The organism is Psychrobacter sp. ER1, from assembly GCF_048631835.1.
GTDB lineage: Bacteria > Pseudomonadota > Gammaproteobacteria > Pseudomonadales > Moraxellaceae > Psychrobacter.
This window is the reverse complement of record NZ_CP184640.1, coordinates 1,778,150-1,801,150: the sequence shown is the minus strand read 5'-3', so window position 1 is coordinate 1,801,150 and position 23,001 is coordinate 1,778,150. Positions and strand designations below refer to the sequence as shown.

Sequence of the window (23,001 nt, the reverse complement as noted above, 5' to 3'; positions counted from 1 at the left end):
TAGCAAATAAAAACAGCATCAGTAGGGGTGACTTTTCAAGTCAGAATTGTTTTAATCACCTCAACAAAATGATGGTTTAAAAAAGCACAATCATCGTTTTTTATGGGCGGGTTTATTTCACACTTTAGGAGAATAATTATGAAATTGATTAAATTGACGGCAATCTCTGCTGCTGTTCTAGCATCAACTGCTGCATTAGCTGCTGAGCCAGTTATCGTTGTTGATAATAACGCTGCAGTTGCATATGAAGCTGAGCCAGTCGCTGTAGCTTATGAAGCAGAACCTGCTGCTTATGCATACAATGCTGACGCTGGTGTAGTACGCAACACTACTGGTGCGGTACTTGGTAGCACTAAAACTTTGTTTCAAACAGCTATCAACCCAGCATCTGTTAGTGCTGAAGTTGGTACTTTAGGTTATGGTGCTAACATCGGTTGGTCACTTAACGAAAAAACTGAATTGCAAGCTGGTTGGGCAGGTGGCGATGTAGCTGACCTTTTCGGCGGTGATTTTGACGCAAATGACATCAATTATGATGTTGATAGTGATTTTAGCAATCCTTACTTAGGTGTGCAATTGCGTCCTACTGGTAACTGGTTCACGATGGGTGCTGGTATCATCGTTCCTGACAACGATATTGATGTGCGTGCAAATCCTGAGGGTAGTGGTGACGACGCGTATTACAGTGTTAATGGTGAAAAGTATCTATTAAGTGACGTAGGTGCTTTAGAAGGGACTATTGAACATCGTAACAAGTTAGCACCTTACCTAACAGTTGGTTTCCGTCCTAATATTACTAACAATTTTGGTTTGTTTGGTGAAGTTGGCGCAGCATATATGGGTAAAACCACTGCAACAATTAATCGCGTAGCTGGTAATACTAATCCAGCTGCAGAACTTGTAGCTGACCAAGCTGAGAAAGATTTAGAAGATAAAGATTGGTTAGAGTGGTTCCCAATTGTTAAACTTGGTGCAACTTACCGTTTCTAATCTAATCACGGTTTAAAGACTGTCATTAGTAGAAAATAAAAAAACGATCCTTTTTAGGGTCGTTTTTTTATGCTTAAAATAAAGTATTAAAAGATATGCTAAAAATCAGGTTTGAACTTTACTGAGAAAACTCTGCTCAAAAAACGATGACAGTCTGCTGCGATTGTAACGTGGCAATGCGATAAGCAGATTGGTAATCCGTATCTTCACTATCATTGAGTACAGATGCAGAGTTAATCTCTCTATTACTTTCAATCAAGCTAGGAATAAGGTGAGAGTAATCCATACTTAAGCCTTGAGCTAATGTATATTGGTTGACTTTGATAAAGCTTTCTTTTATTTGCCACAATAGTTTGGCAGTGCGTTCACGCTGATCTGTAGATAGCTCTTGTAAAATGGTCAACTCGCTCTCTGAATAGAAACGCTTGACTACATGCCATGCAATATTATTGGTCTCTATATCGATACCAGCAGGACGCTGACGACTGATAACAACCGCTATTTTGCTATGTAAACGCGTAAAATTTGTCTGATTCGATTCTGTAGTTTGCTTTGAGCTACCAGATCCTGTATGACTAAAGCATACGTAATGCTGACTATTAACGAGCCGATAGGGAAAGCTTGACTCATCCAAGGTGTCATCTATTTCTAATTTTTTAAGCAGCTCTTGCAATAGTTGCCTGACGCCTTGTCGCTGCTGCTGACGCTGTTTACGTGCTAGAGCAGGTACTGAGTGTTTAGGTACTGTTGTCGCCACCTGATAGTTCCAATTTAGGCTATTAAACTTGATGATGTCTTCATACGACGTATTACATGATGACAACCATGAGGATGTATTGCACAAGCTTCCAGTGACTGAATGACTGATTGACTCGCTCACTTGGGCAGTCACACACCATGTCGTGATGTCGAGTTGAGTGTACTGTATCTGGGTAAGGTTGGAAGTCGGCATATATTAATAGTCATCAAAAACGATTATTGTAGAATTGAATATATAAGAATGTGTAATTATGAACGCTATGTATTTGATACATAGATAGTCATACAATAGCTATATTTAAATAGTTTATATCTAATTAACCTACTAAAAATCCAAAAAGCCCAGCAATATACTCTTGCTGGGCTTTCATTAAACTATCGAACGCTATAAATAACGCTAAATCACAATTTAGTAAGACAGCTCAGCACGACGGTTTTGTGCATACGCGTCTTCAGTGTTACCAGCTGCTGCAGGGCGCTCTTCACCATAGCTAATCACACGGATGTTGTTTGCAGTGACACCTTGAGCAGCTAGGTAGTTACGTGCAGCTTGTGCGCGTCGCTCACCTAGTGCCATGTTGTATTCACGGCTACCGCGCTCATCAGTGTGACCTGCGATAACGACAGTCGCTGCTGGGTTTGAATTTAGCAGGCTTACGTGTTGGTTAAGGACGCTCGCTGATTGAGCAGTAATTTCGCTGCTATCAAAGGCAAAGTAGACCACTGCTTGAATATTCTCAGCGCCCGTGATGACAGCGTTTGAGTTATCAACGATAACCGCACCATTGTAGCCAACTTGTCCACCTGGGATACCTAGCGGGGCAACCACAACTTCTGAAGTAGTGCGCTTGGTAGCACAACCAGTGGTCAGTGCAACAGCGCTTGATAGTACAGCAAGAACAGCGATCTTAGAAAAACTGATTGACATGACGAGCTCCTAAAATTTTAATTAAATTTGTTTTTTAAACTGCTTCCGATAAAACTTAGGCAATCTCTATCTATAATATACTAAATGTTAATTTATGTAAGTATTTTTACTGTAAATTACGATAGATAAAATCGAGCGTATTACCAGCGGTGCTTGCCCCAGTTTTCAGGGTTGGCCCAGTAGTCAGCATTGAGCCAATTCGGCAGTTGTTTGTAATCATATAGGTTAAATTGCCAAAGCGTTGCAGTAACGGTTGATGAGGTAATAGATTGAATGTCATCAATATTTAGAGATGGCTCATTCAATATATCAAATGGCGTAAAGCCGTAAGATTTTAGGTCTATCGAGCTGTCCAATGCAATAAGCAAGTGCGCGGCATACAGGTCACGGTAGCGCATGAGTAGCGGCACATAGTGTTGAGTCAGCTCTTCTGACAAGGTGGGTAGCCAAAAGCAAGCAAGCTCATAACGATCAGGTACATGCTGTTTAGCAAGATCTGATAACGTTGATAAGTGTCGTGCATTCAGCCTTGCTTCAGTGTTCTCGTTAGTAGATGTAGTATCGTCAAGTTGGGCTTGTAGTGCTAATAAGTTGGCATGGTTATGTGTTACCCATAATGCTTCACTATTATCTTTATTATGATCAGATGACTGTTCTGTCTGAGTCGTCAATGAGGGTAGTAGCGCGTCAACATACTCTATAAGCAAAGGTAGGGTAATGTCTGCGCGTTTCACCGTATTTTTTGTCATATAATAAGCCGTTAGTTAAATGATTGGTCATCAGTACGACTATTAAATCATTTTCAACGACATTATCCAATTGATAACGTATGTTTCATATTTAAATCATCTTGAACCGACGATATCTTACTTTACATACTTGAAATTTGGCGATTTAGGTCAATCTAGCTATAAGCTTGATGAGAAAATCAATTTAGTAATAAAAGTTAGCTTAATCACTGCGAAGCTTTGTCTATGTGCTTAGCTTACTATGCGCTTAGCTGATTAGTTAGCCTAGAGACTAAGTCTTTATTTGCACTAAAGCCTTCTGCAAATAGCGAAATGATATTACTCATTATTATATTGCTCATTCCTAGTAAAAATAACTTATAACCAAATCAACGATAATAATAGGACACCATATGTCTACTGCTGAAACTGATGCACAAATCATCAATCCTGAAATGCCAGATGTGCCGCCCCATGCGCCAAGCAAGATTAACTTAAAAGACTATACCAAACCAAGTTTTGATGTCGAGACAGTACATTTAGATATTAAGCTGTTTGAAGACTACGCACAGGTAGACAGTAAGCTTGAGATGGTACGCCAAACGGTAGGGGATATTGTCTTATTTGGTGAGTCGTTAGAGTTGCTAACGATTACGATGAACGGTAAGGCGCTGAGTACTGAGGATTATCAGCAGGAAGCAGGCAGGCTAACGATTTATAATGCCCCTGAGCGAGCTACTTTAGATATTCAAGTGCGTATATGCCCCCAGACTAATACGGCGCTTGAAGGCTTATACATGGCTGGTAGTGGTGACGACACGATGTTTGTGACTCAGTGCGAGCCAGAGGGTTTCCGTAAGATTACTTTCTATCCTGATCGCCCTGATGTGTTGGCGATATTTACCACGCGACTCGAAGCAGATAAGCGTTATCCGACGTTATTGGCTAATGGTAACTTAGTCGAAGCAGGTGAAGTGGCCGATGCGCCAGACCGTCATTATGCCATCTGGCACGATCCAACCAATAAGCCAAGCTATCTATTTGCCTGTGTGGTTGCCGATTTAGATGTATTGACAGATTCTTATACGACTAGCGAAGGTCGAGAAGTATTGCTTGAGTTGTATGCCAAGTCTACTGATATCGATAAATGCGATGTCGGTATGCAAGCCTTAAAGGATGCCATGAAGTGGGATGAGGTCAATTATGGTCGAGCCTACGATCTAGATCGCTACATGATTGTGGCGGTCAGCCAATTCAATATGGGGGCGATGGAAAATAAGGGCTTGAATATTTTTAACACTGCTTGCGTGTTATCTAGCCCTGAGACGACCACCGATGCGCGCAGTTTTAGCGTAAAAGCCATTATTGCTCATGAGTATTTTCATAACTGGACAGGTAACCGTATTACTTGCCGTGACTGGTTTCAGCTGTGCTTGAAAGAAGGTTTTACCGTTTACCGTGATCAGTCATTCTCAGCAGACCAACAGTCAAGTGCAGTGCAGCGTATTGATGACGTGGCGACCCTGCGTGCCCATCAATTCAGCGAAGATGCAGGTCCATTAGCGCATCCAGTACGTCCAGAAAGTTTTGTTGAGATTAATAATTTTTATACGACGACTGTCTATGAGAAAGGCGCTGAAATTGTGCGTATGATTGCCAATACGTTAGGGCCAGATGACTTCCGCAAAGGAACAGATGAGTATTTCCGTCGCTATGATGGACAAGCGGTAACGGTTGAGGACTTTTTATCAGCGCTGAGTATCACTGATGACAAAATCGAGAATTTTATTGATTGGTATCGTCAGCCTGGTACGCCAGTGGTATCGGGTTCTCAAACCTATGATAGCGCAGCACAGACGCTGACCATCACTTTGAATCAGCAAACACGCCATGTCAAAGGTTTCGATGCACCAAAACCATTGCCGATACCTGTAGCAACGGCATTGTTTGACAAAGACTCAGGCGCTATCGTTGCTGAGCGTATGTTATTGGTTGATGAGGCGACGCAAACGTTTGTCTTTGAGAATGTCGCAAGTGAGCCTGTCGTGTCATTACTACGTGACTTTAGTGCGCCAGTACAGCTGAACTATGACTACCAAGATGCAGACTTAGCATTTTTGCTTAAGCATGAAACTAATGGGTTTAACCGCTGGCAAGTAACTCAAATGCTGGTAAATCGTATTTTGCTGCAAGGACAAGGTACGAAGAGCAGCCCTGATGTATACCTAGAAGCATTGGCGCAGACGCTGCCTGTCTTAGCGGCTGACGATGCGATGCTAGCGGCACGATTGCTTGATATTCCATCAGCGCAAGAGTTGGCTTCTGCTATTTCTAAAGACTACGATCCAGCGCTGGTTAAAGAACAGCGCGATGGGCTATACAAGCAAGTAGCTGGTAAGTTAAAAGGCCAATGGGCTGAGCTGTACAATAACCTGCCAATGCAGTCTTATGAGGATAGCGCTGAAGCTCGCGGCATTCGTGCGTTGCGTAATGTCGTGCTTGATATGGCGTTGACTGCTAATGTAGACGATGCAGCAGACTGGGCACAGCAGCAGTATGACAATGCAAGCTGTATGACTGAGCGCTTTGGTGCATTGAAGGCCATGGTCAATCACCAATTGGTAGATGCAGATAAGTACTTGGCTGACTTCTATGAGCGTTTCCAATCAAACGATCTGGTTATCGATTTGTGGTTCAGTGTACAAGCTGCGGCTGATGATGTGACGCCTGATATGGTTAAGTCGCTACTGACGCATACGGACTTTGATTGGAATACCCCTAACCGTGTCCGTTCAGTCATCAGCGCTTTTAGCTCACAACCGACGGTACTCTGGACGGCAGAAGGTCTAGAGATGTATACAGGCGTGATTCAAAAATTAGATGATGCCAATCCTGTATTAGCCTCACGCTTAATGCAAGTACTAGCCCGCTGGAATACGTTGGCTGAGCCGCGCCGTCAAATGGCGCACGAGCAGCTGGTAGATTTACAAAAGAATGTCTCATCTAAGCATGTGCTCGAAAGCTTAGAGAGCGTGCTAGATGCTGCAAATAGTTAATTGAGAGCAGGGTTAGCTCTGACCAATTAATGAAACACGTATCGTTGATGGTCATTGCTAATCAAGTTTTAGAATACAGTATTTCTTATAAAACGTTCAGAAATAAAAGCCCCTTTCACATCAGTGCGAAAGGGGCTTTTTATTGTTTGCTCGACGATAATTTATCGCGGATAGCTATTAGCGATTTGGAAGCACATCTTTTACCATATCACGTAATTCGCGTAATGCTGTGACGGTGCTATCCCAATCTAGGCAACCATCGGTGATTGATTTGCCGTACTCAAGCTGGCTCAAATCAGCAGTCAGTTTTTGATTGCCGCCTTTTAAGTGACTCTCAATCATCATACCGATAATTGATTTATTGCCATTTTGAATTTGTTCAGCAACGTTTTTGATAACCATCGGTTGTAGGTAAGGGTCTTTACCTGAGTTGGCGTGGCTAGAGTCAATCATAATCTTGCTATTGGTCTTGCCTTTTGCTAGCTCGTTTTCAACTTGGGCTACCGCAGTTTCATCATAGTTAGGTTTACCGTTACCACCGCGAAGTACTACATGCGCGTAAGGATTACCCTTAGATTTGATGATAGAGACTTTACCGTCTGACGACAGACCTAAGAAGCTATGACCTTCTTTAACCGCTTGCATGGCATTGACAGCAACCGTCATACCACCATCAGTACCATTTTTGAAGCCAACTGGACATGATAAGCCAGAGCTCATTTCGCGATGCGTTTGGCTCTCAGTGGTACGTGCACCAATGGCTGACCAGCTGATTAGATCCTGGATGTACTGCGGTGTATTTGGATCAAGTGCTTCAGTCGCGCAAGGTAGACCTTTTTCATTCAGATCAAGTAGCAATTTACGAGCCGTGCGTAAGCCTTTTTCTATATCAAAGCTGTCATTCATGTCAGGGTCGTTGATCATGCCTTTCCAGCCAACCGTCGTACGAGGTTTTTCAAAATAAACACGCATGACCACAAATACACTGTCTTCGATTTCTTTTGCCAATACGGCTAAACGATCGGCATATTCGTGAGCGGCTTTGATATCGTGAATAGAGCAAGGGCCAATGACCACAAACAAACGCTTGTCTTTACCATCCAAGATATCTTGAATAGTATTACGACCTTTTAGTACGGTGTTATACGCGTCGTCTGACAGAGGCAGCTCGGCTTTTAGCTCGGCGGGAGTAATCAAAGGAATAAATTTTTCAATATTCACGTCGTCAATATCTGCATTATGGGTAACTGATGTTGTCATGGTTATATATCGTCTAGCTGATTTATAGGAACATTCATTATGCGGACAAAAGTGTTGGTTGACAAGGGTAGTCGAGCAGTTAATTGACTGATAACTGGAATGAGAAAACTAAAACTTAGTTATACTTATAGAGACTTAGCACTATATTTGACGTTCTAAATGCACGTTTAGCATTTGGTTTTTCTATCTATTAATAAGAGTTGGTTGAGTTTTTGGTGCATAACGCTCAGATTTTATGTGTGAATTTCGCTATTTGTATCATCGTCAAGTATGATAGCAACATTAGCGATGGGTGGCCCAAACTGTAGCACTAGAACAGTACGGATGAGTGCGCATATTATTCATAAGGGCATATCGCTGATTTATTACGTTATATTTTATAATAACGGTTTATTTTATTTTGTGTATTTCTAATATCGAGAGCTTGTCATGACAGATTCTGCTACGTCTCATCACCATACTGACCTCATTCATCAAGCCGAGACGGATTCTCAAGTAGCAAATATAAATGCTATGCCGCTAGTGATAGGCATCGTCGCAGGTGAGGTATCTGGTGACAGCTTAGGCGCAGATTTTATGCGGCAAATGAATAATCTACGTGATGATATTGTCTGGGTAGGCGTAGGCGGTACGAAAATGCAAGCGCAAGGGCTACAGAGTATTTTCCCGTTAGAGCGCTTGGCAGTGATGGGTCTGGTTGAAGTCATGTCGCAGCTACCTGATTTGCTTAAAGCGCGCCGTGAGCTACTGAGCGCATTTAAAGCCGCCAATATTGATTGGTTCGTCGGTATTGATGCGCCTGACTTTAATTTGCGAGTGTCCAAAAAGCTAAAGCCCCAAGGCGTATTCTGTGTGCAGTACGTCAGTCCTTCTATCTGGGCGTGGCGCGAGTCGCGTATCCATAATATTAAAGCGGCGACCAATTTGGTGCTATGTCTTTTCCCGTTTGAGCTGCCAGTTTATGAGCGACATAATCATCCAGCGATCTGTGTGGGTCATCCATTATTACGAACCATTGATCAGAACCTAATCGATATACCAATCAATCAACGTCGCAGTGAGCTCGTTTGGGACAATGATGGGTTGCAGCAGTTCTTTATTGAACGCTTCGATGATGTGAGTCAGCTTATTTGTGTGATGCCAGGCTCTAGGCGCGGTGAAATTACAGCTATTCTGCCATTGATGCTTGATGGTATCCAAAAGTTAATCCTGTTAGATCCTAAGCTGTGCTTCATCATTCCAACAGTCGATCAAAACCATCAATATATCGTGCAAGAGGTAATCGACCAACGCTCAGAGCAGCTACGTGAGGCAATTGTGGTGGTCTATGATGATACCCAGCCAGAGTTTAGCCAACATGCCATGGCGGCATCAGATATCGTGATGCTAGCATCTGGTACAGCAACGCTAGAGGCAATGCTGCTTGAACGGCCGATGGTAGTGGTATACCAATTAAATCAGCTGACTTACCAAATAGCCAAGCGTCTGGTAAAAGTGCCATATGTGGCATTGCCTAATATATTGGCTAATGCGCCAATCGTACCTGAGCTCATTCAAGAGCAGGCGAGCGGTGACAATATCTGCCGCACCGTGATGCGATTGCTGCAACCACGCGCTTATGCCGAGCAATTACACGACTTACTAGTGACAAAGCAGTCACTACAACAGCAAAGTAACCATGAGCCTGCAAACAGCGTGATTGAACAGTGGTTTATCCAAAATACCGATACCGTCAATCCTAATTAAACGAGAAAGACCTCCTAATATTATGCATATCAACCAACATACAGAAAGCTCAGTTCAAATAATTGACATAAATATTGAGCACATTGATGTTAAAGGACAATATATTCAGTTAGCAGCGCCCATACGTTTATATGGGCAAATGAATAACGCTGAGTTGCTTACTCAATATCTGTCTAATGATAACCAAGAGACAGAGCAGTCAATACTGCAAATCGGCGTTGATGAAGCAGGACGTGGGCCGTTACTAGGTAGCGTCAATGTGGCGGCGGCAATATTACCTGCGACCTGGTCAGGATTGATTGAGGAACAACCGCTCAAAGACACGCCGTTATCGATACTGACAGATTCCAAACAACTGAGTGAAAAAAGCGCGATATCCTTTATCCATTGGTTCAGCAGCATGCTATCGGTTATATCATCGCTGATATACCAGCAGCAGTAATCGATCAAGTGAATATCTTGCAGGCAACAATGCTTGGTATGCGCTTATGTACCGAATCGTTGCTAGAAGTGATTTTTAAAAGCTTTTCGACCGCGGAAAATGCTAAAAGTACGTCGCTCAATCAACTTAAAGTCGAAGTACTATTTGATGGAAATCGTTGTCCTGACTTGAATTATGATAGCTTTAAAAAGTTAGAGGTAGCGCCATTTGCAATTGATTGTCAAGCATGGGTAAAAGGCGATGCGCGTCATACTAGTATTGCAGCGGCCAGTATATTGGCAAAAGTAAGTCGTGATGAATCGATGTATACACTGGATGCTAAATATCCGGAATACGGTATTGCCAAACACAAAGGCTATCCGACGCGCGCGCACATGGCAGCAATCGAAAAACATGGTATCTTGCCAATGCATAGACGTAGTTTTGCACCAGTAAGAAAAGCGCTAGAAATACAGTAGCTATAAAAAAGTGGCTATAAACAAGTGACTATAAACAAGTGACTATAAACAAGTGACTATAGGAAAGTGACTATAGAAACGTGATCATAAAAAAGTGACTGTATAGCGGATATAAAAGAATCGTACTTTATAGATGATATCTTTGCCTTAAAAATAGCCTAAGCTTAGTGTTAATCTATAGACCTGAAAAGAAACCTGTTACTTGCAATCAGCGAGTAGCAGGTTTTTTTACAAAATAATGATCAAAAGTTCATAATTTGTATTACAATAGATATGATACTAAAATAAAACACTGTTAAATCAATTACTAACCACCCTGTAACTGATTTTGATTCTCATTGCTTTTCACAAACAGGTTATTATTTTATAGGATGAGCGATGACTTCTTATACTTCTCAGAAAAATCTTGCGGCAGTGCTATTTTTAACGATATTTCTCAGCGCGTGCGGCGGAGGTGGTGATTCTGATAGCAGTTCTACATCTGCTAATACACCAGACAGTTCACAAAATGATGAAACAGCCCAGCCAACAACGTCGGAACCTATTATTTCCGCTCCGATTATAGCGACACCAACTGAACAAAATGGTGATACTCCTAACGTTGATGGCAATGGATCAGCTGATAATAATGTACAAGCAGCACTAAGTGCAAATAATCAGTTCAGTCTAGCAAGAACCAGCTGTGGTCTAAATGGTCTATCTGTTGATACAGAACTAGATGATATTGCTATTCAGCACGCAAATTACATTAAACATGTATTTGCTAATAGCTCACCAACCAGCTTTAACGCGCATTTCGAAAATGAAATCAGCGATATTGCTAGTGTGACAGGTTCTAACAATCCTTTTTCAGTGGATTAGATCTGGCAGATCGATTGATCAATGCGGACTATGGCAACTCTCAATATGGTGTCACTGAAAAAATTGCCCAGTCTGTATATTACAGTTCGGCAGGCAATTTTTTGAGTACAGAAGCCGTGGCAAGCTCTATGGCAAAGTCTTTGTTGTCAGCGCCCTATCATCTACGCTCTTTAATGTTGCCAACCTCAGGCGTAGTAGGAACAGGAGTGGTTACCTATACGCCTAGTAGTAAAAATGCTGCTAACAACAAAGGCTATGTTTTGGTAAGCAATGCTGCAGGGACAAAAACCACGGCAAATAAAACATTGGAAGGTGTTTTTACGTACCCATGTCAAGATGTGAGCGGGACAGTTACTGCACTTTATAACGAAACCCCAAATCCAGTCAGAGGCTCTGGGCGCAATTTGCGTACTGATCCTATCGGACAGCCAGTTTATATCAACATGCCATCCGCTGATAAAGTTAAAGTGAGTAACGTTAAATTCCGAGATGTGCAGCGCAATATAGATGTGCCTATTCAATTACTTGATTCTGACAATGATCCGTACAAAGGTACGAATTATGCGCTACCAACGAATGAAGCATTTATTTTGCCATTAACTGATGCGCTGAAAAGCTGTGAATCAGGTAGTAATAAAGGCGGTAATTGTGGACTTTATGGCAATAGCAAATATAAGGTCAGCTTTGATATTTTGGTTGACGATAAAGTATTAGAGCAGCAGTCATTTACATTTACTACTGGTAAGGTAAATTACTAATAAATATCTGATACGTTTCAACTCACTATTATAAAAGAAGGTCTGAACCAGTGATATGATTCAGACCTTCTTCTTATGTGATAATTTTCTGTGTAATAACTTTGAGTATCTTTAAGCAGTACTAGGAATCTCGCCTAAAACGATGAATTAGGCTGTTTTAAAAAGTTCTTTTCATCTTCGGTTGAGTCGCGATTTAGTACCTCGTTGCGATGTGGATATCGCCCGAATTGATCGATGATTTGTTTGTGACGATGTTCAAAGTCCAATGTGTTTGCATCATCTAGTTGTTCAAATAGCGGTAGATAACGCTTATGAATCATGGCCGACTCAGAGTGCATAAACGGTATGATAATAAATCTACGCCATTGCATCGGTAGAGTATCAAAATAAGGCTGTTGAATGGCTTCTTGAGCGAGTGCTAATGCCATACCATCTTGCGCAAATGCACTTGCTTGTCCGCGACATAAATTGCGTGAAAACTGATCCAGCACAATAATTTCTGCTAAGCGTCCTGCCAACGCCGTTATCGAGCTATTACCATCCAATGAAGACTCTGCGATACGCCAAGTGACACATTCACCTTGTTTCGCTGCTTCCCAAATGCCGCCAAACTTATCTTGTATCTGCTTATCAAAACGATCGTTTTGTTCAAACCAGTAAGCTTCATTGTTTTTATCAAACCAAAAATTCAACACGGCACGCGCATCAGGATCTAGATAAGTCAAATCTATGTTTTTGGATCCAATTGTGATGAATGGGATCGACTGGCTGAAGTGGAATAATCGGTTGAGAGTGCCATAAGATATTCTAATTATGATGAATTTAGTCTACTATAGCGCAAATATTTATATCTGTCTGTCAAGATACCAACAGCAGAGTGTCTATTAGGTAATCTATTATGAATGCAAAAAATCTAGAGAATTCTATCAACGCGACATTGCCACCAACGCCTTACTACGTGCTTGATGAAGCGGCCATCGTCGCCAATATGAAAATCATCGCTAGGCTGTGTGAGCTGTCTGGTGCAAAGGCATTATTAGCACTAAAATGCTTCGCCACATGGGGCGTTTTTGATGTGATGCAGCCTTATCTGCATGGCACGACTTCGTCTTCACTTAATGAAGTGAGATTGGGCTATGAGACCTTTGGCAATAACGATGATGCCAATAGCCAAGATAAAAAAGAAACGCATGCTTATAGCGTCGCCTATAGTTCAGATGAAATCCCTGAAGTGCTGAACTATGCGGATAAAATCATTTTTAACTCAATCTCACAGCTCAACGCTTTTAAAGTGCAAGCCGCCGCGCAAAATATACCTGTAGGTCTACGACTCAATCCAAAAACCAGCAACTCATCGTTTTTGATTGCTGATCCTGCACGCCCATTTAGCCGTCTTGGTGAGCATGATAAAGATAAAATCGCAGCGGTACTTGGCGATATTACTGGCGTCATGATTCATAACAATTGCGAGAATGACAGTTTTGAAGCCTTTAGTGAAAGCTTGGCGGATATCGAAGCTAGATTTGGTGATGTCTTAGCGCAGCTTGAATGGGTGAGCTTGGGCGGTGGTATCCACTTTATCGCGCCTGATTATCCATTAGAGAAGCTAGCTGCACGTTTGAAAGCGTTTAGCGAAACCTATGGCGTGCAAGTGTATCTTGAGCCAGGTGAGGCAAGTATTCATGGCGCAGGTACATTGGTGACCACCGTGCTAGATACCATGCATAATGAAAAAACCTAGCAGTCGTCGATGCTTCTATTGAAGCGCATATGCTTGATTTATTGATTTATCGTGAGTCAGCACCGATTGCTGCGATCAATAATACTGCTATCAATATTGCACCTATTGGCAATCCTGCAGAAGCTGCACCGTCTGAAGCGAATGCTGAATCGGCAGACCATACCATTATTTATGGTCGTTCTTGTTTGGCAGGTGATATCTTCGGCGAGTATGCATTACCGAGTAATCTTCAGATAGGCGATCAGATTGCCTTTGGTAATGCTGCTGGTTATACGATGGTTAAGAAAAACTGGTTCAATGGTGTCAACATGCCAGCGATAGTCATCCACCGATTGGATGGCAGTATCGATATCCAGCGTGAGTTTGATTATCAAGATTATAAAGCCAGCTTGTCTTAAGCCTTAGCTTTTAAGACTATGCTATTGTCGAGTTTTTGTATTTTAATTATTGAAAAACAAAGACTTAACCTGTATTAGTAGACATCTTAATATCTCTACTTTTTATACATATTTTTTACCGATAAGGGAATAAAAATTGTTATAATCGCGTCGGGCAAATAATGGAGTATTATTTGCCCGACGGGTGCGTGGGTTTTCCTCGGTCTTCCTTTTTAATTCACGCATATCATTCACTCGTTTCTGTTTTGCATAGCCGCTATCAATGGTATCGACAGGGACACAAAGGAGGATTGTTCATTGAACACAAACCAACAAGCTAAGCCCAACAAAAAAGACGTACTGATCATCGGAGCAGGCGGTGTCGCTCAAGTGGTCGCGCATAAATGTGCGATGCACAATGATGTACTTGGCGAGATTCATATCGCCTCACGTACCAAAGACAAATGTGATGCCATCGCCCAAAGTGTAAAAGAAAAAGACAGCTTTAAGCAGGCTGCGGTCTTGCATACGCATCAAGTCGATGCGATGGACAGCCAAGCACTCGTGCAGCTGATACAAGACACTGGAATACAAATAGTCATCAATGTTGGTTCGGCATTTATCAATATGACCGTACTAGAAGCCTGCATTGAGACAGGTACTGCCTACATAGATACGGCTATTCATGAAGACCCGCGCAAGATTTGTGAGACACCGCCGTGGTACAATAACTATGAGTGGCAACGTAAAGAGCGCTGTGCAGACAACAATGTCACTGCCATTTTAGGTGCAGGGTTTGATCCTGGTATGGTCAACGCCTACGCGCGTCTTGGCTATGACATGATGGATGCAGGATCTGTGACGGATATCGATATTATTGATATCAATGCGGGTAGCCATGGTAAATACTTTGCGACCAACTTTGACCCAGAGATCAACTTCCGTGAGTTCACCGGTACGGTTTACTCGTGGCAAGACAGCAAGTGGCAGTCTAACAAAATGTTTGAAGTCAAACGTACTGACGACTTGCCAGTTGTGGGTGTGCAAAACAGCTATCTGAGTGGTCATGATGAAGTACATTCATTGTCAGCCAATCTAGATGTACCAAATATTCGCTTTTGGATGGGTTTTGGTGAGCACTATATCAACGTCTTCACTGTCCTACAGAGCTTAGGATTGTTGTCTGAGCAGCCAGTGATGACTGCTGAAGGTCAAGAAGTGGTGCCACTAAAAGTCGTTAAAGCGGTACTACCAGATCCAAGCTCGCTTGCGCCAGAATATACAGGCAAGACCTGTATCGGTGACAAAGTCAAAGGCAAGATCAATGGTGTTGAGACTGAAGTGTTTATCTATAACGTCTCAGATCATAAAGATGCTTACAATGAAGTTGGTAGCCAAGGTATCTCGTATACCGCAGGCGTGCCACCCGTTGCTGCTGCGATGCTAGTTGCAACTGGCGAATGGGATGCAGGCAAAATGGTCAACGTCGAAGAGCTAGATGCTAAGCCATTTATTAATCTGCTCAACAAGATTGGCCTACCAACGCGTATCAAAGATAGCGAAGGCGATAGAGCACTTGAGTTTGATATTTAAATAGCAAATTGTATTTAGAAAAGCCTGTCTTATATAGATAGGCTTTTTTATGTCTAGGTAATGAGAGCTAGCGGTGACATTATGTTCTTGCTACTATCGGTTTTTATTACTATAGGTCGTCATCTAAATTACGGTTGCTAAAAAAGCTACTATACTACTTTTTATAGACATTAGGCCAGCTGCTTTTGCCCGACAACAACGATAAAAGTACAACAAATATAACTAAGAATGAGAACATGACATGCAACTAGAGATAAACGTCATTGACGCTTTTACTGATACTGTATTCAAAGGTAATTCTGCTGCTGTCATCGTTACAGATGAATGGTTAGATGATAATTTGATGCAGTCTATTGCGTCTGAAAACAACTTGTCTGAAACGGCTTTTATCGTTGCTGATGATAAAGGTGTCTATCATATTCGCTGGTTTTCACCATTGACTGAAATTGACTTCTGTGGTCATGCGACCTTAGCTGCTGCCTTTGTACTGTTTAATAAAAACTCAAACATACAGTCGATTAGATTTTTAGCCAAAGCTGTTGGCACAATGACCATTGTCCAAACAGAATCAGGCAAGATACAAATGGATTTCCCTAATAGAAAGCCTGAAAAAGTTGATGACATTCCTGATAGTTTACTATCTGGTTTATCTATTGCTCCTGCTAAAGTTTACCGTAATGCTCAAGCGTATTTTGTCATCTATGACTCTGAATCTGATGTATTGAATGTTGTGCGTGATAATGAGAAGTTGAAGCAGCTAGCGCCTTATGATGTGGTTGTAACTTGTGAGGCAAACTCAGAAAAATATCATAATTATGACTTTGTCTCTAGATACTTTTGGCCAGCAAATGGTGGTGATGAAGATCCAGTAACGGGATCGATTCATACTGGACTTGCACCTTTATGGGCGGAGCATTTAGCTAAAAATGAATTGGTTGCTTATCAGGCATCTAGTCGAGGCGGCGTACTTGACTGTATTGTGACAGGAGATAGAGTGCTTATTTCTGGCAATGCTGTACCATATCTGACTGGGTTTATTACGGTCGAGGAGTGGTGATTTTTGACAGAACTAAAGACGGTTGGGTTATTTGCGCTTACTGCATTGGCTGAGATTGTAGGATGTTATCTGCCTTATTTATGGCTGCGAGAAGGCAAGTCAATCTGGCTGCTGTTACCTGGTGCGCTGAGTTTGGTCGCGTTTGTTTGGCTGCTGTCATTACATCCGACTGCGGCGGGCAGGGTCTATGCTGCATATGGTGGTGTTTATATATGTATGGCGATTTTGTGGTTGTGGACGGTCAATGGTATACGGCCAACTATGTGGGACATAGTGGGTTCAGTAGTTGCACTATTAGGAATGGCGATTATTATGTTTGCACCGCGCGGAGTTTAAGCAAAAGCAGTACTTAGCTAAAAGCCAATGACGAATCAAAAAATACCAATCAAACGGTTAGGTCAGATTGGCATATTGATGTATTTATTATTAATGTTTGCCTAAAATACTACCATTATCGTCTTTCTTGGCTTGTTTGGCAGCTTTCTTTTCTTTAGCAGTCAAAAGGGGCTTTTTCTTAACGTTCTTCTTACTATCTTGACCTTTGCTCATAATCGTTTCCTTTTTACAGCACACTACTCTTGACGCCAAGTTAAGCGCATTCAAGACAGGGTGAATACAGCTAACATAGCTGCTTACTGAATAGAGTATAGGCTTAAGCTTTAGTAATAGATAGCGCTCGCACAATTCGTCTACGATTCAATTATCATTCAAATCCTCTATTGTTTTCGCTAAGTGTTCTTTATGCAGAATGACGAGCAACTCCAATAAGGTTAGTCCTAGTCTATCAATTGATTCGTTCAATCAATCATTGTATTAATAAGTGCTTACTTACGGATAGATGGCGATTTGCTATAATGAGTCATAAACCGATTCATAAACGCGGCAAACTCTTATTTATTAACATTTAGCACCATAGTGCTTACTGTTTTGGTCAAATTATTATGCGTATTCGTAAACTATTCAAATTTGAAAATGCTCACATCGTTCGTAACTGTAGTTCTGAGCGCTGTAAGCACTCGATTCATGGCCACAGCTATCAAATTGAGCTGATCCTTGAGGCCACTCGTTTAGACCATGGGCAAATGGTTTATGACTTTGGTCTGCTAAAATCTTCAATCAAAGACATTATTGATAGCTTTGATCATGCCATTTGTTTTTGGAACAAAGATGATCCTGAGTATGTCGCAGCATGTAAGAAATTTAGCGCACGTTGGATCAGCCTACCAGTTTCACCATCAGCAGAGCAGTTTTCACGAGTGATATTCTTTTGGGCGCAAGAAATACTGCGTCAGACACAAATGCAAAACGGTGAAGCAGATGTCAGCGTGTACTCAGTGATTGCCCATGAGACGGCGACAGGGTATGCGCAGTGCTTTGCCGATGATGTTGCAAACGATCAAATGGGTAAATTAGTCTTAGAAGACTTTGAATTTAGTGAGCAGGTTCGTGCTGAGTGGACTGACTCTGAGCTATATGCCAAGCTGATTCGTGGTGAAAGCTTTACCAATCCAACGGTGACCATGCAGGTACAGACAGAGCAAGTACAAGCAGGTTCAGTCTGATGTGTGATGGTCAATCTATAGAAAATAGCAAATACTTAAAGACTCTGATATTAAACTCTGAGCAAGATACTCAATCATTGGCTGAGCAATTAGCGACATTACCACTGACAGGTAGCGTGTGGCTGGCAGGGGACTTGGGCGCAGGTAAAACGACACTGACGCGTTACTGGTTACAAGCGCTTGGTCATACAGGTGCGGTAAAAAGTCCAACCTATACCTTGGTTGAGCCTTATAGTATTCAGCGAAAAGATGGTTCGATCAAGCCAGTTTATCATGCAGATTTATATCGTCTCCAAGATCCAGAAGAACTGTCTTTTATTGGATTTGACGAGTATCTGGATGAGCCTGAAGCATTAGTCATCATCGAATGGGCTAGCCGTGCTGATAGCTATCTTCCGCCGCCCACGTTATTTATCGATATGACTCAAAGTGTAAGCGATGATAACGGCACTGAAGCTCGCCAAGTGCAGTTGAGACTGTCAAAGGCAGGCCAAGCGCAGGGCTTGGATCTATCGCAACTTGACATCTAAACGAATATCTAAATTATACCAATCGCTACTTTCCAAAAATATGACATCTATCAATGCCAGATAATCATTCTAATACCCGCATTAAAAAACTATCGCCGTTGCTGATCAATCAATTAGCAGCAGGTGAGGTGGTGACACGTCCTGCAGCAGTGGTCAAAGAGCTGCTGGAAAATGCCATCGATGCAGGCGCGACTAATATTGAGGTTCGTATCACTCAAGGCGGTATGGGTTTGATTGAAGTGGTCGATAATGGGCTGGGTATCCATCCTGACGACATGGTTATGGCCATCACTCGTCATGCGACCAGTAAGGTTGCCGATGTTGCTAACTTGCACGGTATTACGACGTTGGGTTTTCGCGGTGAAGCGTTAGCGGCGATGGCTGCTGTTTCTCGTTTGACTTTAACCAGTAGTCATGATGAGAGCGGTATCGGTCGTCAATTACAGGTCGCTGGCGTATTAGATGACACACCGAAACTCTTACCAGTTGTCCATAATCGCGGTACCACGATCGTCGTAAAAGATTTGTATTTCAATGTGCCTGCCCGCCGTGGCAACCTGAAATCTATTGCTACTGAATTCGGTCATATCGAAACCATTGTCCGAGAAGTCGCACTGGCACGTGCTGATGTTGCTTTGACACTTTTTCATGACAACAAACAGCGGCTATCATTATCTGCAAGTACTACGGGTATTAGTGGCAATAATGACAACAACGACGACAGTCGCTTGCCACTGCCGCGGTTGGAACAAGCGACTGGTATGGCATTGACAGATAATGCATTAGCAATATCGATAGATTTGTCGAGTCTGCTACAGTCGTCTGTAGAGTACGACAATAGCAATGTTACTCAAGCAGCGATTAGTGGCTGGTTATGGCCATTGCATCATGAAAAAACTGATTTACCAAAGCTGATTTATGTAAATGGCAGACTAGTAAAAGAAGCGTTGATTAGCAATCAAATGCGTCAAATGGCACAAGGTGCGCAGCTAGCAGGTATGGGGTATGCACTGTATTTTGATTTACCAACTCAATGGTTAAATATCAATGTGCATCCATCTAAACAACGTATCAAAATCAGTCCATTGAATAATATTATGGCGCACTTAGGCCATACAATTCGTACGCAGTTGAAAACGATCGATGTAGCTAAGTTTGGGCTTGGAATTGATTCTGCATCTGCGTCCGTAGCGACGACCGAAACTGACAGTCAATACAAATCTACGGAACGGGTAAATAACAATGCTTCTGAAGGTCGTTCGTCTAAAATGCCCATCTCAAGTAGTCAGCCTACCAACAACCCAAAGCGACATAATAAAGTAGAGTCTAATAAGCAGTCTTATCAGACTACTGCAAACCCATTATCTTCAAATAATTCTTCATGGCAAGAATCAGTACAACCTCATATTAATGAGCAATCAGACCAAAATAACAACAGTAACAACAGCACTTCATATTATTCTGATGGAGCAGCTACCTCTGCATTTTTACCAATTTGCTTAAATATTATTGAAAACGTAGAGACTATTGGTATTGACCCAAGCACAAATGATAAAAAGCTACCTTGGCTGTTATTTTATCACCAAGGGCAGTGTGTATTGATAAGTGCTAAAGACTGGCAGCTTAAAGTAAGCCAGTTATTTGAATCACTTACCTCTAGTCAGCAAGTATTCAAAAAAGATAGGTTGCTAAGCAGTGCTACTGAGGTTAATCAGCAACTTATGACGGTCAATACGCAAATGTCTGCGCAAGATTCAATGGTTTTTGCGAATGATCTTACTGAAATAATCATGAACAATGCTATCAAGACGATAGATAGCCATCGCTTAGTAAAGCTAATGCTATCCTAAATATCTGAAAATAATTACAATATCTTAAAGCAATTAAACCAATCGATATCCGAGTTATCCATATATTATGAAAGGCCACTTTATGCAACATTCGTCTGATAGCATCTCTCACAAGCTGGCGGATAATAGCGTGGTTTGTCTTATGGCACCAACTGCTAGCGGCAAGACGTCACTGGCGTACGAGCTATACGATACAGGTCGTTTTGAATTAATTTCTGTGGACTCAGCACTGATATATCGTGATATGAATATTGGCACAGCCAAACCAACAGCTGCTGAGCTGGCGCGTTATCCACATCATTTGGTCGATATCATTGATCCTATGCAAAGCTATAGTGTGGCGGAGTTTGTCAGTGACGTTGCTCGTATTATTGACGAGTGTCACAGACATGGCAAGATACCATTATTAGTAGGTGGCACCATGATGTATTACATGGCGCTACTCGATGGATTGTCTCCTGTGCCTGATAGCGATGACAGCGTACGGGCTCGGGTAGAGCAGTGGCGTCAAGAGGAAGGTATTAGCGCTCTATATGATTATCTGGGGAGTATAGACCCTATAAGTCATGAGCGTTTGAATGCTACTGATACTCAACGTATCACGCGAGCAGTTGAGGTCTATCTACAAACACATATTCCAATAAGTGACTGGCAGCGCAAGCCAAAGCAAGCATTGGCACATAATCCAGAGCAGCAGTGGCACGCGCTATCGGTAATGCCAGATCGTCTATGGCTACATGATCGTATCGAACAACGCCTAGATATCATGTGGAATGAAGGGCTGGTGACTGAAGTCATAGACTTACTAAAAAGTATCCGCTCACGCCTAATATGCCTTCGATGCGCTGTGTGGGTTACAGGCAAGTACTAGAATACTTGGTGCATATTGAGCATCCGATATTTGATGAGACTCATCTAGATAAAGCTCAATTTTATGAAGCTTTTGGAAAGCATACAGCTGTCAACGGAGAAAAAGAAATCTCAGATAATGTTGCTCAGTCAGCTACTCAACCAAATATGGCTAACCAAGAGACCGAGGCGCTTGCTTGTCAGGAAATGCAAAATAAGGCATTATATGCTACAAGACAGCTAGCAAAACGTCAGTACACATGGCTAAGAAAGGTAATGCAATTGCCTAGCGCATCATCGAATGGGACAGTAGAGTTTGAGAGCGGGGCTGATGCTAGCAGTCGTATGATATTACAAACGTTTGAAACCATGGCCGAAGCACGAGAGTACTTGTCTTAAGGTGCAATGATAGCTAACACAATTAGTTTCAAAAATTGACATAGATAGCTGTTATAATTTGGCTCAGTGCGTTGAGCCTTGTTATGATGTCTGGTTTATAGACTTTTGTAGACAGAAAGTATTAACGAAACAACTAGTTACTTAATTATTTACAATAATAACGTATTCGCGATAAAGTGGAATCACTTAAGAGCAACGAATATTTATTTAGATACGTTTTATAAAGAAAACACCTTATTGTATCTACCTTTTAGCCATTATAATTAAATTAACACTTAAAATAATTGGCACTCAAAACATAACTATATAATATTTAGGAGAGATTTCATGTCAAAAGGACAAACTTTACAAGATCCGTTCTTGAACTCGCTGCGCAAAGACCGCATTCCTGTCTCTATTTTTTTGGTAAATGGTATTAAATTACAAGGCCAAATTGAATCATTTGATCAATATGTTGTTCTCCTGAAAAACACAGTGAGCCAAATGGTATATAAGCATGCCATTTCAACAGTCGTGCCAGCACGTAACCCGCGTAGTAGTATGACGACAGGTACAAGTGCTCAGCCTCAAAGCGCAGCACCGACTGGATATCAAGGCGGTGGCTTTGAACGTGGTAGTAATCCTGCTGCTGGTGGCTTTGAAGAGCGCGGATTTGCATCGAGTCGTAGTGGATTCAATCGTGGTGGTTTTAGCCAAGGCCAAGATCGTGGTTTTGAACGCGGTAGCTTCGGTCAGGGTCAAGAGCGCGGGTTTGAGCGTGGTGGTTTTGGTCAAGATCGTGGGTTTGATGCCACGGCAGATAACACAGGCTTTGAAGATAAGCCAAACGATGGTTCTAATGATAACAATAGCTAACTTATCGCATTAATCGAGCGCGTTGTCTGAAAAAACATTAAGACATGATTTATTCGTTTAAAACCTGCTGATATAGTGGGTTTTTTTGTATAGATAGCAGCAAGCTCTTTTATTCCGTATGCAGCACTATATTAGTGTAGATTTTGTAGACCATTACTAATATGAAACATAGTGTAGTAAAATAGCGTATTGATTCATTATA

20 protein-coding genes and 2 pseudogenes are annotated in these 23,001 nt (G+C 41.9%); 16 read left to right on the top strand and 6 right to left on the bottom strand.

The annotated features are described in order from the left end of the window. Positions 1-138 precede the first annotated feature (138 nt). Positions 139-990 (top strand): hypothetical protein, encoded by an 852-nt coding sequence (locus tag ACOBWA_RS08115; RefSeq protein WP_420228994.1) that lies wholly within the window; start codon positions 139-141, stop codon positions 988-990. A gap of 136 nt (positions 991-1,126) precedes the next feature. On the opposite strand, the gene ACOBWA_RS08110 is transcribed toward ACOBWA_RS08115, so the two are convergent. From ACOBWA_RS08110 to ACOBWA_RS08100, 3 genes are all read right to left on the bottom strand, one after another. Beyond that, positions 1,127-1,942, bottom strand: a complete 816-nt coding sequence (locus tag ACOBWA_RS08110) for a 4'-phosphopantetheinyl transferase superfamily protein (protein WP_420228993.1) — start codon at positions 1,940-1,942, stop codon at positions 1,127-1,129. 216 nt (positions 1,943-2,158) lie between these two features. Beyond that, positions 2,159-2,677, bottom strand: a complete 519-nt coding sequence (pal, locus tag ACOBWA_RS08105) for a peptidoglycan-associated lipoprotein Pal (RefSeq protein ID WP_261870698.1) — start codon at positions 2,675-2,677, stop codon at positions 2,159-2,161. 140 nt (positions 2,678-2,817) lie between these two features. After that, positions 2,818-3,426: a DUF6231 family protein gene (locus ACOBWA_RS08100; RefSeq protein WP_420228992.1), complete on the bottom strand. Its 609-nt coding sequence runs from the start codon at positions 3,424-3,426 to the stop codon at positions 2,818-2,820. Between the two features lie 434 nt (positions 3,427-3,860). Between ACOBWA_RS08100 and pepN the strand changes: the two genes are divergently transcribed. Continuing rightward, the gene (pepN, locus tag ACOBWA_RS08095; RefSeq protein ID WP_420230745.1) at positions 3,861-6,461 is read left to right on the top strand and encodes an aminopeptidase N; all 2,601 of its coding nucleotides are present in this window, start codon (positions 3,861-3,863) and stop codon (positions 6,459-6,461) included. 177 nt (positions 6,462-6,638) lie between these two features. On the opposite strand, the gene ACOBWA_RS08090 is transcribed toward pepN, so the two are convergent. After that, positions 6,639-7,721, bottom strand: a complete 1,083-nt coding sequence (locus ACOBWA_RS08090) for a 3-deoxy-7-phosphoheptulonate synthase (RefSeq protein ID WP_057760477.1) — start codon at positions 7,719-7,721, stop codon at positions 6,639-6,641. Positions 7,722-8,150: 429 nt separating this feature from the next. Here ACOBWA_RS08090 and lpxB point away from each other — a divergent pair, with 429 nt between their 5' ends. The 5 genes from lpxB to ACOBWA_RS08065 all read left to right on the top strand — a co-directional run bounded on the left by lpxB (position 8,151) and on the right by ACOBWA_RS08065 (position 11,986). Continuing rightward, a complete protein-coding gene (lpxB, locus tag ACOBWA_RS08085) occupies positions 8,151-9,467 on the top strand; it encodes a lipid-A-disaccharide synthase (protein ID WP_420228991.1) in 1,317 nt (438 codons plus the stop codon). Between the two features lie 22 nt (positions 9,468-9,489). Next, on the top strand, positions 9,490-9,909 hold the full coding sequence (locus ACOBWA_RS08080) for a hypothetical protein (RefSeq protein WP_420228990.1): 420 nt from the start codon (positions 9,490-9,492) through the stop codon (positions 9,907-9,909). Further along, positions 9,855-10,367 (top strand): ribonuclease HII, encoded by a 513-nt coding sequence (locus tag ACOBWA_RS08075; protein ID WP_420228989.1) that lies wholly within the window; start codon positions 9,855-9,857, stop codon positions 10,365-10,367. Before ACOBWA_RS08080 ends, ACOBWA_RS08075 begins: the two co-directional genes overlap by 55 nt. A gap of 378 nt (positions 10,368-10,745) precedes the next feature. Beyond that, positions 10,746-11,228: a hypothetical protein gene (locus ACOBWA_RS08070; protein ID WP_420228988.1), complete on the top strand. Its 483-nt coding sequence runs from the start codon at positions 10,746-10,748 to the stop codon at positions 11,226-11,228. Positions 11,229-11,242: 14 nt separating this feature from the next. Beyond that, on the top strand, positions 11,243-11,986 hold the full coding sequence (locus ACOBWA_RS08065; RefSeq protein ID WP_420228987.1) for a hypothetical protein: 744 nt from the start codon (positions 11,243-11,245) through the stop codon (positions 11,984-11,986). Positions 11,987-12,120: 134 nt separating this feature from the next. Here ACOBWA_RS08065 and ACOBWA_RS08060 read toward each other — a convergent pair whose 3' ends face one another. Further along, positions 12,121-12,711, bottom strand: a complete 591-nt coding sequence (locus ACOBWA_RS08060) for a DUF924 family protein (protein WP_420228986.1) — start codon at positions 12,709-12,711, stop codon at positions 12,121-12,123. A gap of 173 nt (positions 12,712-12,884) precedes the next feature. Here ACOBWA_RS08060 and ACOBWA_RS08055 point away from each other — a divergent pair. The 4 genes and pseudogenes from ACOBWA_RS08055 to ACOBWA_RS08040 all read left to right on the top strand — a co-directional run bounded on the left by ACOBWA_RS08055 (position 12,885) and on the right by ACOBWA_RS08040 (position 17,090). Continuing rightward, positions 12,885-14,125 (top strand): annotated as a pseudogene (locus tag ACOBWA_RS08055) (carboxynorspermidine decarboxylase). Positions 14,126-14,422: 297 nt separating this feature from the next. Beyond that, positions 14,423-15,697, top strand: a complete 1,275-nt coding sequence (locus ACOBWA_RS08050) for a saccharopine dehydrogenase NADP-binding domain-containing protein (RefSeq protein ID WP_420228985.1) — start codon at positions 14,423-14,425, stop codon at positions 15,695-15,697. A 241-nt stretch (positions 15,698-15,938) separates the two neighbouring features. Next, the gene (locus ACOBWA_RS08045) at positions 15,939-16,754 is read left to right on the top strand and encodes a PhzF family phenazine biosynthesis protein (protein ID WP_420228984.1); all 816 of its coding nucleotides are present in this window, start codon (positions 15,939-15,941) and stop codon (positions 16,752-16,754) included. A gap of 3 nt (positions 16,755-16,757) precedes the next feature. Continuing rightward, positions 16,758-17,090: a YnfA family protein gene (locus tag ACOBWA_RS08040; RefSeq protein WP_420228983.1), complete on the top strand. Its 333-nt coding sequence runs from the start codon at positions 16,758-16,760 to the stop codon at positions 17,088-17,090. A gap of 90 nt (positions 17,091-17,180) precedes the next feature. Here ACOBWA_RS08040 and ACOBWA_RS08035 read toward each other — a convergent pair whose 3' ends face one another. Further along, on the bottom strand, positions 17,181-17,303 hold the full coding sequence (locus ACOBWA_RS08035) for a hypothetical protein (protein WP_021815223.1): 123 nt from the start codon (positions 17,301-17,303) through the stop codon (positions 17,181-17,183). A 392-nt stretch (positions 17,304-17,695) separates the two neighbouring features. Between ACOBWA_RS08035 and ACOBWA_RS08030 the strand changes: the two genes are divergently transcribed. The 5 genes and pseudogenes from ACOBWA_RS08030 (at position 17,696) to hfq (ending at position 22,799) form a co-directional block, all read left to right on the top strand. Continuing rightward, positions 17,696-18,316 carry a 6-pyruvoyl trahydropterin synthase family protein gene (locus ACOBWA_RS08030; RefSeq protein WP_102091507.1) on the top strand — a complete coding sequence of 207 codons (621 nt, stop codon included), beginning with the start codon at positions 17,696-17,698 and terminating at the stop codon, positions 18,314-18,316. Then, entirely contained in the window at positions 18,316-18,846 is a 531-nt protein-coding gene (gene tsaE / locus ACOBWA_RS08025; RefSeq protein ID WP_290176853.1) for a tRNA (adenosine(37)-N6)-threonylcarbamoyltransferase complex ATPase subunit type 1 TsaE, read from the top strand. The genes ACOBWA_RS08030 and tsaE overlap by 1 nt, the downstream gene beginning before the upstream one ends. Positions 18,847-18,899: 53 nt before the next feature. Next, positions 18,900-20,696, top strand: coding sequence for a DNA mismatch repair endonuclease MutL (gene mutL / locus ACOBWA_RS08020; protein ID WP_420228982.1), 1,797 nt, complete (start codon positions 18,900-18,902; stop codon positions 20,694-20,696). A gap of 82 nt (positions 20,697-20,778) precedes the next feature. Then, positions 20,779-21,944: pseudogene (miaA, locus tag ACOBWA_RS08015) on the top strand (tRNA (adenosine(37)-N6)-dimethylallyltransferase MiaA). A 327-nt stretch (positions 21,945-22,271) separates the two neighbouring features. Next, positions 22,272-22,799, top strand: coding sequence for an RNA chaperone Hfq (gene hfq, locus ACOBWA_RS08010; protein ID WP_420228981.1), 528 nt, complete (start codon positions 22,272-22,274; stop codon positions 22,797-22,799). Positions 22,800-23,001 lie beyond the last annotated feature (202 nt).